The organism is Rahnella inusitata, from assembly GCF_965118895.1.
Classification (GTDB): domain Bacteria; phylum Pseudomonadota; class Gammaproteobacteria; order Enterobacterales; family Enterobacteriaceae; genus Rahnella; species Rahnella inusitata_A.
The window spans coordinates 1-14,561 of the sequence record NZ_CBCPJJ010000019.1 but is presented as its reverse complement, the minus strand read 5'-3'; the positions used below and the strand labels follow the sequence as shown (position 1 = coordinate 14,561).

Here is a 14,561-nt window from a genome sequence, read left to right as displayed (position 1 = left end):
GAGAAGATTATGGGTTTCTGGTCAAGTGTCGGCAGTTTTTGCAGCAGCGTAGCAAGTGCTGTGACAAGCACTGCTAGCCGGGTATGGAATGGTATTAAAGAAACCGCAGCTAAAACCGTTTCTTGGATGGCAGAGAAAGCTGAGACCTTTGTGGGAAGCGTAAAGAGCGTCTGGGAAAAGGTGAAGCCATTTATCAGTAATGTGATTCGCCCTATCGTGCAAAACGCAGCAAAATTAGCTGAAAAGATGTTGCCACAATTCCCGTGGGTGGGTGGCGCTTTGAAAGCGCTGGATAAGGCGTTGGGGCTGCTGGTCGAATGGGATAAGAGTGTTCTGGCGAAACGTATTGGTAAGGCCATTGAGTGGGCAATTAATAAAGCCAAACAACTTAAAGATTTGTTTCTTACACCAGAAGAAATGGATGAGGCCAGTGAGCATGAGCAAGCACTACGCGAAGCGCGTAATCAGATGCGCGGGGAAGCAGCAAGTGCTGTTGATCTGGCGAGCTTGATTACCTTATATGCCCAACTCTCAACGCGTATTAAGGACGTCCTGGATAACATTCAGATCAACGATTTCGAACATTATCTACGGTTACGCGCTTCGCAGAAGTTACTGAAAGATACTGAGCAACATCTTACGCGTGCGCAGGACATTGATACGATAACCAATGACGACCTGTTTCTTATTGAAACCGGAAACGAATTGCTAAAACCCAACCCTCAGCTGAGCGATGACGCAACGCAACGTCTGGATCGCGTTGTGATGGCGCGTTTTGGTAAGAAACTCATCCCCTTCGTGTTCGAAGAAATGATAATGGCCTGGGGGTATAACCTGCAGGATATGGAAAATGAATGGAAATCGCTGAATGACGGTCTGTCCAAAGAACAAGTACTTCTGCGACGTCTACAGATTGGCCAGCGCCTTGGTGATCTTCAGGAAGATGAAGTACCAATGCTCAACGAGCTAGAAGCTCGTTTAACAGTGCAACAGGCTGAGATGGAAGCAAAACGCAAACGAACCAATGAAATGCGTAATTATGTTTTTGCAGCAGAAGGATTTCTGCAAATGCTCGAAAAAGAGCCTGAAGAATTTGCTGACCAAGAATATTTGATGGAAGACAGCAGCACGGTTGGGATGATTATTATTGAGTGTGCTCAGTTTGGTAAACGTTGGGAAGAACTTAATACCGAGCAACAAAGTTTAATTATCGATTTTGCCAATATCTTTGAAAAAGCCAGCCGCGCGCGCGCAAGCCAGCTTGTCGAGGTGGCAGCATGACGTTTCATGAGTTTTTTGCCTTTATCTTGCCGGAATTTGACGTCATTCAGATGCTGTTTGGCGGCACAATGCTTTTTCTGGTTTTACTGACGATTGGTTTATTGCTCTGGCAGGCAAATCAGAGATTTTGGGACAGAAAATGGCAGGGTGATGCGCTGAATAATGGGGCTGACCATCTCGATGTTGAGCATGGTTCAGTCAACGAAATCAGTGCAGCTGTTGCCAGTCCCGCAGAAAAAATGGCCGATATTATGCCGGGCATTTTGTTAATTTTGGGGTTGCTGGGCACCTTTCTCGGTCTGGGAATTGCGCTTAATAAAGCATCGGATATTTTGATTGATGCTAACTCCGCAGGCATGGATAACGCCATGTCGAATCTGATGGGGATGATGGAAGGGCTGGGGACGAAATTTAAAACGTCAACATGGGGGATCATGGCGTATCTGATCCTTAAAGCCTGTGCTGCTGGACTAGGATATGACGAGAAGCGTTTGCGCTGGTGCGCACAGCAGATGAAACAAGTGTTCGACCAGTCACGAGAGCAAAAGCGTGCTGAACATGAAGAGACCCAGTTGCAGTATCTGGCAGCATTACAAGGTTTGAACGACAGAATGCAGGTGGAAAGCGAAGCCACACGGCAGTCGCTTAGCAAGCTCTCTTCAAGCATGGAATCGTTTTTACAAACCCTGATTGACCAAGGTAAAACCGCTGCTCAGCAGAGCAAGTTACTGGAAACAAATCTAGTGCAATTGGCTGATGTATCTCGCAATAATCAGCAGCAACTCATGAAAGGTTTGCAAGACGCAAGTAGCCGTATTTGCCATGAGAGTGAAATCTCCAGGCGGGAGAACCATTCGCTCTTTACAGATGTCATTGCGGCATGTACGAAGATTTCGAAGCAAGGGGATAATGGTGAGCAACAGCGTGCGACCCAAAATGCACAGTTGATGGAAACGCATAAATTGCTGCAGGGCATTCAAAAAGACAGGGTTACTGACGGCAAAGCCCTGCTGGCTCAGGGGCAACAACAAGTGACTGAATTGGCAACGACACGTAAATCATTACAGCACTTTATTGATACCAACAGTAGCAACCTGTCCGCCATTCAATATTCAGCCGAAAAAATGTCATCGGCAGCACAAGAAATGGGTGATTCCGCCGGTGATTTGCAACAAGTTATCGGAGATTTCCGTACCGGCATTACCGATATGTTAGGTACGGTTAAAACCGATCTTGGTTCCACCATCGCCCAAATGGGCGAAAGTTTTAGCGAGAATATGGAATCGATCTCCGCAAGTATGGCAAACGCAACGGACGGCATTTCCACTGCAGTTACCGACCTATCTCAAAATGTTGGCTCGACAATGAGTGAAGTACGAATTTCTATCGATCAATCGATGAAAACTCAGCGTGAGGCACAGCGTGAATTTATGATCACCAGTGAAACCTTGAACGAAAAAGTGATCGCTATGACGAGACTGGTTGATGATCTGCGCGAGCAGATCGTTAACGGACTGACAGCGGTGTCCAGCAGCAACCGACAGGTTGCCAGTTTGAATAACCGTTATACAGAAATGACGACATCTGGCGAAAGAAATGCAGATGCTATTGAAGCGCTAGTGAATCAACTTCAGCTTATGCAGAAGGAGAGTCCTCTTCAACCAGGCATGGACATTATCACTGCGGACGTCGGTAAACTGGTGCGCAGTATTGAATCATTACATGATGAAATGCTGAGTAATGCTAATGAGTTACCTACCACACTTTCTTCGCTCGATGACAGATTGTTCCGTTCTCTGACAGAGCTGGAGGAAATTCGTACAACGCTGTCATCACCGGAACGGAACCTGTTCGTTCAGCAAATTGAAAAAAGCCTGACGCCACTTACAGTGACATTGCAACATATTGATCAAACGCTATCGGCAATGAACATTGTTAATGATGCAGCCTGAGGCTCTCACTTATGAAAGATAAACCTAATGAATGGGTCTCGATCTCCGATCTGATGTCAGGAGTGATGGCTGTCGTTATGTTGCTATTGGTGATGTCTGTACTACAGAAAACATGGTCAGATATTAAGCATAAGCAGGAAATGGAGCAGGGAACCAATGCCCAGCGAGCCAGAGTGGGTGAGATGCTGGGAAGTATTAAGACCACGCTTGATGGAACGGCGAATGAAGGCTTAGTTGCGCTGGATGTCAACTCGCAAAAAATTACGTTGCGCGATGGGGTTTTCAACCGTGGCAGTGCATGTGTTGCATCTCAGGCAAGTCAGGCATTAGCGACGATTGAAACGCAGGTTGTCAGATTTTTGACCGAATTTACAAGCGGACAAGTTTATATCGAGGGGTATACGGATAATCTTCCTGTTAACCGTCCGGTGACAAACTTTGAAGTTTTCTGCACCGTCTATGACGATAATTTTACCTTATCGGCAGCGCGTGCAAGAGAGGCGCGTAAATTTATCGTCGGCGATCTTGCTCCGGCTTTTGCACGTCGGGTAATTGTTGCCGGATATGGTGATTCACAGCCTATTCCTGGTGTTGCGCCAGAAGATGCACGTCAGCGGCGCATTGAGGTTCGGTTCGTGCTGCCAGAAAAATAGTATTACCTGTCGTGATATTAATCGGGGTACCTGCGCGAAAAGTAAGTACCGGTGCCCCATTCAGTTTTCTGCCATTTATCAGACGTGACATCTCAGGCGGTATCGTCTATTTTTTGATGCCGCCGGGAACGCCAGCCACACTGCTTTCTTACCTAGCAGCTAAATGCTACTTCCGCCCAAATAGGTTCACAACGTTGTTTTCCTGCTGTCGCTGATAGCTGTTAACCCGATCTTCCCAGATCTCAAGCGCCCTGCGCTTTTCAGTCAGGTAATCATAACGATCATAGTGTTTCGAGCTGACGTCGTTCAAAGCGTGATTCTGAATACGGTCCCGGATCTCTTTGCTGATCCCCGCCTCCCCCATCAGCGTTTTACAGGTCCGACGTAAATCTCGCGCTGTGAAAACTTTAAACTCAGGATTAAAGGCCCGGAAATACATGATGGAACGTGCCAGGCTGTCGGTACGTACAGGGCGCTCACCGTTGGTTGATAGTGGGAAAATATAGGGGCTGTTACTTTCCTTAGTCAGCTCTTTCACTGAGGCTAATTCCTGTAACGCCGATTCAGTCAGCGGGATCAGGTGCTCACGCTTGTTTTTCGATACATCAGCTATTACCAGCAACGTCTTTTGTTGCCAATCAATAGCACTCCACTGGCTGGCAATCATTTCAAACGGTCGCTGCCCGCCAACGTAAGTACAGAAACGAATTAAGTGTTGCATCAAGGGACCCACACCTGTCGCCTCGGAGAAATGTTCCATGACAAAACGAAGCTCTTCCAGCACTAACCATGTATCGCCAACTTTTTCCGCCGAAGACTGCTTCGGTATGGCCGATACCGGGTTAACTTCAAGGCCGAACGTAATACCCACGCTGGTATTCATCGGATCGTTATCAGCTTTCAAACCGTAGTTGAATGCCGCCATCAGGTAAGAACGAACCCGGTTTGCATGGACCACAGCATCACGCTGGATAATGCCTGAGAGGATGGTTTTGATCTGCAGAGGCGTCACGTCCTTAGCTTTAGTATCACGGGGAATAACGGTGTAGCACTCTCGCTCCATGCGCTTCAATACATCAGCCCAAGTCCGCTTGTTGTCGAGCTTCATCTTGTTAACGTAGCCATGTACCAGCTCCTCAAACGATCCTTGTGAGCGATGGATCTGCATAATGTGCTGCTCGACCAGACGTTGTTGCTCAAGTTCTTGCTGGGGCTCTTTTCCTTCAACAAGCCAGGCACCATACTTTTTCGCCAGTTCATTGGCCGTCACCAGTTTCATCTCAGGCCAGATGCCCAACTGGATGAACTTCTCTTTCTTCCCTTTCTCAACGTAGTAACGGAAATAAAAAACTTTGCTGCCTGAAGGCTGAATCTTAACGCCAAGCCTGCCAGTACCACGTTGAGCGCTGTTGCTCCACACGTAGTACGCCGTGCTTTTTGTCTTCAATCCACGTATAGCAGTCTCGGTAAGATTAGCGGCCATGAGTTTACCTTTCTTGGGATAAGCGTTACCTGACCCGATGCCCATTTCGGGTCAGGTAACGGGTCAGGTAAGGATAGTACAATGGGGAAATGAGAGAACCAATCAGAAACAAAAATAACTTCATAACTGATTGATTATAGACAATTAAAAATACAAACAGAGACGATGGCGAACAATTAAAAACATGCCAATTTTATGACTCATAATCGCTTGGTCGCTGGTTCAAGTCCAGCAAGGGCCACCAAATTTTAGCTTTAGATTCAAATAATTAAGCCACTTCTCGCGAAGTGGCTTTTTTGTTGGATAACCAAAGTGGCGCTAAATTGTCGCTCCGGATTTACAACACGCCCTGTGCCAGCATCGCATCGGCGACTTTCACGAAGCCTGCGATGTTCGCCCCACGCACATATTGCGTCTGCTGACTTTCTCCGCCGTATTCTACGCACGACTGATGGATGTCTGACATGATGTGGCGTAATCGTGCATCGACTTCTTCGGCTTTCCAGCTCAGGCGCGCGGCGTTCTGCGCCATCTCCAGACCAGACGTTGCTACGCCACCGGCATTGGCGGCCTTACCCGGTGCAAACAGCACGCCTGCCTCGATAAACAGATCCGTAGCTTCGATGGTCGTCGGCATATTCGCGCCCTCGGCCACGGCTTTCACACCGTTGGCGATGAGCGTGCGCGCAGCCTCTGCATCCAGCTCGTTTTGCGTGGCACAAGGCAGCGCGATATCTGCAGGTACACTCCACGGCTGTTGGCCTTCAAGATACTGAAGCCCCAGTTTTTGCGCATAATCCGCCACGCGGCCATCGCGGCTGGCTTTGATTTCCATCAGCAACGCCAATTTTTCAGGGGTAAAACCGGCTTCGTCGACGACAGTGCCGTTGGAGTCAGAGGCGGTGATCACACGTGCACCGAGTGACATGGCTTTTTCGATCGCGTACTGCGCCACATTACCCGAGCCGGAAACCGCCACGCGCATGCCTTCGAAATCCAGACCATGACGTTTTAGCATCGATTCGGTGAAATAGATCAGACCATAACCGGTAGCTTCGGGGCGGATCAGGCTGCCGCCAAACGACAATCCTTTGCCGGTGAACACGCTGGCAGTGTTGTTGGAGAGCTTTTTCATCATGCCCGCCATATAGCCGACTTCGCGCCCGCCGACACCGATATCGCCCGCAGGCACGTCAGTGTCCGGGCCGAGGTGACGATACAGTTCGAGCATCAGCGCCTGACAGAAGCGCATGATCTCACCTTCACTTTTTCCTTTCGGATTGAAGTCACTGCCGCCTTTCCCGCCGCCCATCGGCAGCGTGGTCAGCGCATTCTTGAAGGTCTGTTCGAAACCAAGGAATTTAAGGATCGACAGGTTTACCGACGGGTGAAAACGCATACCGCCTTTGTAAGGGCCGATAGCCGCGCTGAACTGCACGCGCCAGCCACGGTTCACCTGCACCTGGTTTTTATCATCCACCCACGCAATACGGAACTGAATAACGCGCTCCGGCTCGACCAGACGCTCAAGTAAAGCCGAACGACGGTACTGCGGATTTTGTTCGAGGAACGGCCAGAGAGTCGTCATGACTTCACGTACCGCCTGAGAGAATTCGACCTGATGCGGGTCGCGCTGCTGGACTGAGGATAAGAACTGTTCGAGGGATTGAATCTGATCCATTGACTAAAAACTCCGTTTCTAAGTGATGTTGTTTTTGCTTTTTACGACTTCATTATTTACTGCTTATTTTTTGACTATGCATCGACTTACAAACCAACATCAAGGAATTTTTCGCTCCCGGAACCTGCACCATGGATTAAAATTTACGCCCCTCCAGGCGAAGCAATAACTCTTTATTCGCCAGCCCGCCCGCAAAGCCGGTGAGCTTACCGGAAGTACCGATCACCCGATGGCACGGCGCAACAATAGAAATCGGATTGCGGCCGTTAGCGGCACCGACGGCGCGAACGGCTTTCGGGCGTCCGATGCGGCGGGCAATATCGCTATAACTGCGCGTTTCACTAAACGGGATTTCGAGCAAGGCAGCCCAGACTTCTTTCTGGAAATCAGTGCCGTTGAAGTCAAGATCCAGCTCAAAGCGCGTACGCTTGCCAGCGAAATATTCATTCAGCTGTTGTTCGGTTTTCAGCAGGATCGGAAACGTCGGATCTTCGAGCATCTCGCCCAGCTTCACTCTGCCGTCAATTTCACATTCCCATAAGATAGCCGTCAGATTGTCACCTTTGGCGGCCAGCGTCAGTAACCCTACCGGTGAATCAATTCGCTTGAATCTGTATTCCATCTGTTCTGCCCTCGGCGTAAATAGCGAACATCACTTTACCGGAAATGCCGGAAGTGAACCAAGCAGCAAAACAGAAAATTGCGCAATGCCTTCCAGATAATTTCAAAGAAATGAAAGCGTTACATGCCGAAATGTAACGCTTCAGGGGTAGATTTTAAGAAGAGGTTACTTCAGGCCGAGCTGCGCGCGCAGTTCGTTTTTTGCTGCGTCGAATTCAGTCTGGAAATCCGGCTGCTCTGCCATTTTTTGGGCGATCAGCGCTGCGCCTGTACGGCTCATCACGGTATCTGAACGGTAATGGAAACCCGCCACCAGGCGGTTTTCGGCATACACAGACGCACGGGCGAACAGCGCATTACGTTTTTCCGGCACCAGATCGCCGAGCACGGTCGCCATCAGATAACCGACGGTGGAATGCCCGGAAGGCCAGGAACCGGATTTGGATTTTTTCAGCAGCGGATGGATCTGCTCATCGAGCATGTACGGACGCGGGCGGTTGAAGGCTTTTTTGGCGTGATCGTCCACCACGTCTTCGGTCGCAATAATACGGTCAAACAGCGCGGCGGTTTTCGGCAATTTTGCCGCGGTAAAGTCTGGCCCCATCACATCGGCAAAGCGCCAGACGTTCTCTTCGGCGTCGGCAACGGCGGCCTTTTCCTGCTCAGGCGTGCGGGTGGCCTGGATCTCCAGCAACTCTTTCAGCTCAGCTTTTGTCTGCGCAGAATCATCTGCCGGAGGTGCCGGCAGATATTTAGTCAGATCAAGCTCCTGGCTGGTGATAAAGGGTTTGGTTTCTTGCGCAGCCTGAACGGCAAAGGATGACGTCAGAGTGAAAAGCAGCAAAGCGATGACGGACTTATGCACGGTGAAATTCCTGATATGAGTTTGAATATCAGGAGAGTAGACAGGAAATGTGACGGTTCAATGACAGCTATGCGCCGAGCAGACCGAGTTTACCAGTCAGCTTTCTGACGACTTTCTTATTGCCGGCCAGCGCGATCCCCAGCAGTTGCAAATCTCCCGTCGCCACCACAGAAACCGCCTCGCGAAACGCAGCGTAATCGGTGGTCTGTTGCCCTTCGACCGGAAAAATGATGCCGTCCATCTCGTCGTCATTTAATAAATGCTGATGAAGATGCGTCAGTTGTTCACTGTTGGCGACCAGCACGCTGATACCAATTGGGATAAGCCCCGGATGCTGGCGTTTATCGGCGTCAATCAACGGTGCACCGACCAGCACCGGATGGCGTTGTCCGAGCGTCAGCGCCAGTACGGCAGCGGCATTGGCGGCATGTCCGGTGGAGAGTTGCTGGTTGATGACAATCACGCAGCGTTCAGGGGGCGATAAAAGCAGGGTTGCAGGCGTATTCATTATTATGGGCTCCGGTTGAGTTGAAACCCGAGCTTAGCCTGTGGCGTTTTCTCAATCTGGAAGATTTGTGCACAGACGCCGGTAATGTGCGGGCGTGAGCTGATAAGCGCGGCGAAACCAGCGCCCGAGATGACTTTGGTCGGCGAAACCTAAATCTGCCGCCACCGCGGCGGGCGTGCCTCCTGCGGCCAGTCCGTCGCGGGCGCGGGTCAGTTTTAGCTGGATGAGATAGGCGTGCGGCGGCAGACCGAACTCAGCTTTAAAAGCGCGGCTGACCACAAAATGACTTTCGCCGGTGGCGGCGGCCAGCTGGTCGAGGCCGATATCTTCATGCAAATGCGCATGCAGATATTCCCGCGCCTGATGCGCCACCCGCGACCAGGGTGCAGAAGGCTGTGACGGCGACGGCTGCCACGTCAGGTGTCCGCCCAGTGCGCCGAGTAATCCGTCAAGCGCGGTCTGGCGCACAATGCGCAGCTCTTTGCCGTGCAGAGCCTGAAACGCCCGCGAGTTAGCCAGCGCCAGTTGCGGATCCTGCGCTAAAGTATTTTCGAAACTCGGGTCGCCAGCGGAAGAAAGAGAGTCGCGCCGGGCAGCCAGCTCGCGGCTGAGCCACTGCGGATCGAGATACAGCATGTGATAGGTGAAACCGCCGGGCGAAATGGCGTCACCGTCGTGGATTTCACCCGGTTCGAGCATAAAGACTTTGCCCGGCAGGCTCTGATGTTTCTGGCGGCGACAGCTGAACTGCTGCAATCCCTGCTGCGTGACGCCGACCAGATAAGTGTCGTGCCAGTGAGGATCGTAGGCGTGGCCTTCGAAATGTGCGTGGATCGTCTCGATCCCGCTGTCCGTATCTTTGGAGAAATTGACCCAGTTTGCAGATGCCATAAATCCCCCGCTGATTGAATTAACAACAGAGTAACAAACGGGAGAGATGAATAAAACAGGGCGTGCCCCCTGCGAATGGGGAAGCTGGGAGGAGGATTACCCCCCCCAACCCTCCCTTTCGCAGGAGAGGATGCTAACGCTTGACGCTTTCGATAAAGGTTTTACGGGCTGTTTTAGAACCCAGACGTTCGGCTTCATCCAGCAATTTCAGGGCCTTATCCACATCGCCTGCTTTCACGGCTTTCTTGATAGCGTCATTGAAGTAGCTTTCTGAATCGCTGAGCATTGGCTCGCTCGGCTTCACCGGTGCAGCAGCCGGTGCGGCAGCGGCAGGCTGGGTATTACCGACGACCACTGGCGTGGCCGCCGGCGTTGTTGAAGACGGGAATAGCTGTCCTATCATCACGTTACCGGTTCTTTGTTCGGCGCTGACTTTCAGGCTCAGGGTACCGGTTGGGGTATGACGGGCGATCGGATCCGGGATATCCGGCACTGCGTTACCCACGCCAGCCGCAAAGGCTTTGGCCGGGTTGGTCATCTGGGTGGTGCCCGCCAGATCCTGACGCGTGGTGTACACCAGCAGATAAATTTGTTTCTGACCCAGCGCTGGCGTCAGCTTCATGGTCCCTTCCAGACGATCGCTGGAGACGATCCCGGGTTTCTGATACGGGAAGTAACTGGAAGGATAAAACGCCGCCGGACGCATTTGCTCATCGAGCACTAAGACGTTCGGCGCATAAATGGTTTTGCCGGTGGCAATACTGGTCAACGTGATCTCAAGGGATCCGCGATCGGCAGGCAAAGAATATGCCCCGACAGCCCCCTGAATCTCACCCTGATTAATTTGTACACTGGTGGTTCCGAGCGTCACATCCTGCGTCACTGGCGGAACCAGCGGCGTCCATGAAAGGTTGCGTAAGGTCTGGCTGGAAATCGCCGGTGCCGTATTCGCATCACTTTGCGCGGCGTATGACACCACAGGAACAGCCCCCATCAGGCTTAGCGACAGACACAGTGACAGCAGATTTTTTCTCATTGTTATTTCCTTTTGAATCACCATGAAGGCTGGCGGCTATCGTTGGATATTCCGCCAGCCAGCACATCTTCTTACTGCGAATTATTTGTAGAGGTTTCCACTTTTTTCCTAACTCATTCGTGTTGCTGGAAGGCGGCAACCGGCCAAGTCCCCGGGAGCGTACATCAGTACGTGACCGGGGCGAGACCGGGCAGCCAACGCACCAGCAGCGCGAAGGAGGACGGAAAAATTTACCACCAGATTTCCATCTGGGCACCGAATGTCACTTCATCGTCATTACCACGGCTGAAAGTACGGGTGCTGGTGTCATTCATCGCTAAACCATTACTTGCGCCGCTGTCGGTGTCATAGCCCCATTTCTCATCCCAGTTTGCATAGGTGGCGAACACACGGATAGCCGGACGTGACCAGATGCTGTCGCCTGCCTGCCACTGTTGTGCCAGAGTCACTTTGTACTGACCGTTGGTCTCGCTGGTGCGCTGAGATTTCACGTTGTCGTAGCCGACTTCCAGCAAGGTGCTCATGATTGGCGTCCATTTGTACATCGGACGCACACCCACGGTGTACCAGGTCGCACCGTTGTTGTTATCACGGTCAACGTCCTGATACATCGCCACATACATCAGGCCCCAGGTATCATTGAAGTCAATCGCACCGTGATCCAGAACGCGAACCATGTGGCCGTTGCTGTTGATGTTCCCGCCGTTGGAGTGACCCGTCGCTGCGCCGGTATTCGGATCCGTCATGGAATCCGTTGCGTACTGCAGGACGAATTTGTTGTAGCCGTTGTAGATACTTTGCGTATGTTCTGCAGTCAGCAACACGCCATCTTTGGCGGAGTTTTTATCCAGTGAATAACCGTCACGCGCATTGGCACGACCGTAATCGACACCCAGTTCCAGCACGCCGCCCGGGTTCAGGTTCAGACCGGCCAGACGCACGTCAAACACGTCGTTTGAGGTCGGGACTTCGTTACGCTGATCGGCGATATACCCGTAGGAACCGCCACTTTCAGTGTTACGGGTCGCCGCCAGAGACAGCTTACCGAAGCCCAGATCCACATCTTCCAGACCGGCACCCGGGCCTGAAATATCCCAGTAATAGAAGTCGATCATGTGAACGTCATGACGTTGGTAGAAACGCTTACCGGCCCAGATGGTGGAGCCTGGCAGCCATTCGATCAGGTTCTTACCTTTCACGTTTGCTTCGCGGAAAGCCGGATCGGTTGACTCCCAGTCGTTCTGCTGTGAAACGGAATACGCGACGTTGGTATCAAAGTAGAAGCTCTTATCCCCTTCCTTCCACACTTCCTGGCCCAGTTTTAACTCGGCATAGGTTTCGCACTCGTTACCCAGACGGTATTTGCTGTCAGCGCCGGTGGCTTTGAAACATTGCTGCTCGCCGCCGCTGCCAGTCCAGCCAATGCCCGAACGGGCATAACCGGTGAAATCCACTGCCATTGCTTGTGTAGAAAGGATGCCAGCAGCCACTGCCAGCGCCAGGGAAGAACTACGCATTGTGATCATCATTTTCTCCTGTAGGGGATCGCGTGCTTTCAAACACCAGGTTCGGGGTGTAACCGGCGACAGGCTGTTCCATCCTCGTGGAACAGGTGGCAGCGGTGTGGCGGCAAACCGATGGCGAATGTTGCACCTTCTTCTACCAGCACCACGTCGTTCTGGCGGTACACCAGGTTTTGACGAATTGCCGGAATTTGGATGTGAATCTGTGTTTCGTTGCCCAACTGCTCAACAACCTGTACCTCGCCGGAGAGCGTCACTTCGGCGACGTCGCTTGGCAGAAGGTGTTCCGGGCGGATCCCCAGTGACAGATTGCTGCCGACTTTCACGTTGCCGCCTTCCACCGGCAGCCAGACCTGCTGGCGATTCGGCAATTCGACCTGCACGCGTGAAGCTTCGGCACCGGTGACTTTCACCGGCAGGAAATTCATTTTGGGTGAGCCGATAAAACCGGCGACAAAGCGGTTGGCGGGATAGTGATACAACTCGAGCGGCTTACCGACCTGCGCGATATGTCCGGCGTCGAGCACCACGATTTTATCGGCCAGCGTCATCGCTTCGACCTGATCGTGGGTCACGTAAATCATGGTGCGTTTCAGGCGCTTATGCAGACGTGAGATTTCGATACGCATCTGTACACGCAGCGCGGCATCTAAGTTTGACAGCGGTTCATCGAGCAGGAAGACCGTCGGTTCGGCAACCAGCGTACGGCCAATCGCCACGCGCTGACGCTGTCCGCCAGAAAGCGCTTTCGGACGTCGGTCCAGCAGATGCGCCAGCTGCAACACTTCAGAAACCTGATTCACGCGCTGATTGATTTCGGCTTTCTTCGCGCCGGCCAGCTTCAGGCCGAACGACATGTTTTCTGCCACGGAAAGGTGGGGGTACAGCGCATAAGACTGGAACACCATGCCAATACCGCGTTCCGCGGGCGGCACTTCATTCATACGTTTATCGCCAATCTTCAGCTCGCCGGAAGTGATGTCTTCCAGGCCGGCAATCATGCGCAGCAGCGTCGATTTACCGCAGCCCGACGGGCCGACAAACACCACGAATTCGCCTTCGTCGATGTCCAGGTTGATGTCACTGGAAATCACGGTGTCGCCAAAGGCTTTGTACACGCTGTTAAGGGAAACGCTCGCCATCCTGAACTCCTGTACTTGCTGCCAGCGATGAAACTCAATGCAACGAAGAGTGAAGGATTAGCGATAAAGCGTAATCATCCGTAACAAAGTTTTTCATGGGGGAGGAGCAAGGAGGATGACCGGTTCGCGCAACCGGATGAAAGTTCACATCAAAAATCAAATTCGTGATCTGAATGGCAAAAATCGAACCATATTTTTGAGTGATGAACCACATAACGCCTGAGAGTGTCGGTGGGATCACACTCTGAGAGGCGGGGGCGTAGAGGGGGGGATGATGAAGCCCCGGCGGGTTGAATCCACACTGGCGTCGTACCCTGTCTTTTCCGTCTATGACGTTTGAAAACCGACTCCCTACAGGAATAAAAAGGATTGGATTATGACCCTCAGCATTAAGGCTCCTTTCATCAAAAAAGTCGTGAAACACACACTGGCACTTTCAGCGCTGGCTACGCTGGTGCTGTCATCTTCCGCTTTTGCCAAAATAGAAGAAGGAAAGCTGGTCATTTGGATCAACGGTGACAAAGGCTATAACGGCCTGGCGGAAGTCGGTAAGAAATTCGAAAAAGACACCGGCATTAAAGTCACGGTAGAACATCCGGACAAGCTGGAAGAGAAATACCCGCAGGTTGCAGCCACCGGCGGCGGCCCTGACATCATCTTCTGGGCACACGACCGTTTTGGCGGCTACGCACAGTCCGGTCTGCTGGCTGAAATCAGCCCGGATCAGACCTTCAAAGACAAACTGTTCCCGTTCACCTGGGACGCCGTGACCTTTAACGGCAAGCTTATCGGTTACCCGGTCGCTGTCGAAGCGCTGTCGCTGATTTACAACAAAGACATCATTAAAGAAGCACCAAAAACCTGGGAAGAAATCCCGGCGCTGGACAAGGAGCTTCGTGCTAAAGGCAAAAGCGCCATCATGTGG

General features: G+C 51.8%; 13 protein-coding genes. 4 read left to right on the top strand and 9 right to left on the bottom strand.

All coding sequences use genetic code 11. The annotated features are described in order from the left end of the window. The first annotated feature begins 9 nt into the window (after window positions 1–9). From ACMHLI_RS16100 to ACMHLI_RS16090, 3 genes are read left to right on the top strand one after another with little or no spacing between them, the layout of a single operon-like run. Window positions 10–1,281 carry a hypothetical protein gene (locus ACMHLI_RS16100; RefSeq protein ID WP_413530335.1) on the top strand — a complete coding sequence of 424 codons (1,272 nt, stop codon included), beginning with the start codon at window positions 10–12 and terminating at the stop codon, window positions 1,279–1,281. Further along, on the top strand, window positions 1,278–3,233 hold the full coding sequence (locus tag ACMHLI_RS16095; RefSeq protein ID WP_413530334.1) for a hypothetical protein: 1,956 nt from the start codon (window positions 1,278–1,280) through the stop codon (window positions 3,231–3,233). Before ACMHLI_RS16100 ends, ACMHLI_RS16095 begins: the two co-directional genes overlap by 4 nt. A gap of 11 nt (window positions 3,234–3,244) precedes the next feature. Then, complete coding sequence (locus ACMHLI_RS16090; RefSeq protein WP_413530333.1) at window positions 3,245–3,886, top strand: flagellar motor protein MotB; 642 nt, start codon at window positions 3,245–3,247, stop codon at window positions 3,884–3,886. Window positions 3,887–4,052: 166 nt separating this feature from the next. Here ACMHLI_RS16090 and ACMHLI_RS16085 read toward each other — a convergent pair whose 3' ends face one another. From ACMHLI_RS16085 to malK, 9 genes are all read right to left on the bottom strand, one after another. After that, on the bottom strand, window positions 4,053–5,369 hold the full coding sequence (locus tag ACMHLI_RS16085) for a tyrosine-type recombinase/integrase (protein WP_413530332.1): 1,317 nt from the start codon (window positions 5,367–5,369) through the stop codon (window positions 4,053–4,055). A gap of 337 nt (window positions 5,370–5,706) precedes the next feature. Beyond that, window positions 5,707–7,050, bottom strand: a complete 1,344-nt coding sequence (gene gdhA, locus ACMHLI_RS16080; RefSeq protein WP_413530331.1) for an NADP-specific glutamate dehydrogenase — start codon at window positions 7,048–7,050, stop codon at window positions 5,707–5,709. Window positions 7,051–7,186: 136 nt separating this feature from the next. Beyond that, on the bottom strand, window positions 7,187–7,672 hold the full coding sequence (locus ACMHLI_RS16075) for a methylated-DNA--[protein]-cysteine S-methyltransferase (RefSeq protein ID WP_413530330.1): 486 nt from the start codon (window positions 7,670–7,672) through the stop codon (window positions 7,187–7,189). Window positions 7,673–7,837: 165 nt separating this feature from the next. After that, complete coding sequence (locus ACMHLI_RS16070) at window positions 7,838–8,536, bottom strand: acid phosphatase (RefSeq protein ID WP_413530329.1); 699 nt, start codon at window positions 8,534–8,536, stop codon at window positions 7,838–7,840. Window positions 8,537–8,603: 67 nt separating this feature from the next. Continuing rightward, window positions 8,604–9,044 carry a DUF2000 domain-containing protein gene (locus ACMHLI_RS16065; protein ID WP_413530328.1) on the bottom strand — a complete coding sequence of 147 codons (441 nt, stop codon included), beginning with the start codon at window positions 9,042–9,044 and terminating at the stop codon, window positions 8,604–8,606. A 51-nt stretch (window positions 9,045–9,095) separates the two neighbouring features. Next, window positions 9,096–9,935 carry an AraC family ligand binding domain-containing protein gene (locus tag ACMHLI_RS16060; RefSeq protein WP_413530327.1) on the bottom strand — a complete coding sequence of 280 codons (840 nt, stop codon included), beginning with the start codon at window positions 9,933–9,935 and terminating at the stop codon, window positions 9,096–9,098. A gap of 133 nt (window positions 9,936–10,068) precedes the next feature. Next, complete coding sequence (gene malM / locus ACMHLI_RS16055) at window positions 10,069–10,971, bottom strand: maltose operon protein MalM (protein ID WP_413530326.1); 903 nt, start codon at window positions 10,969–10,971, stop codon at window positions 10,069–10,071. 230 nt (window positions 10,972–11,201) lie between these two features. Next, a complete protein-coding gene (locus ACMHLI_RS16050; RefSeq protein ID WP_413530325.1) occupies window positions 11,202–12,500 on the bottom strand; it encodes a maltoporin in 1,299 nt (432 codons plus the stop codon). 26 nt (window positions 12,501–12,526) lie between these two features. Beyond that, window positions 12,527–13,636, bottom strand: a complete 1,110-nt coding sequence (malK, locus tag ACMHLI_RS16045) for a maltose/maltodextrin ABC transporter ATP-binding protein MalK (protein WP_112164632.1) — start codon at window positions 13,634–13,636, stop codon at window positions 12,527–12,529. A 376-nt stretch (window positions 13,637–14,012) separates the two neighbouring features. Here malK and malE point away from each other — a divergent pair. Next, a partial coding sequence (gene malE, locus ACMHLI_RS16040; RefSeq protein WP_413530324.1) for a maltose/maltodextrin ABC transporter substrate-binding protein MalE occupies window positions 14,013–14,561 on the top strand: 549 nt, incomplete at its 3' end.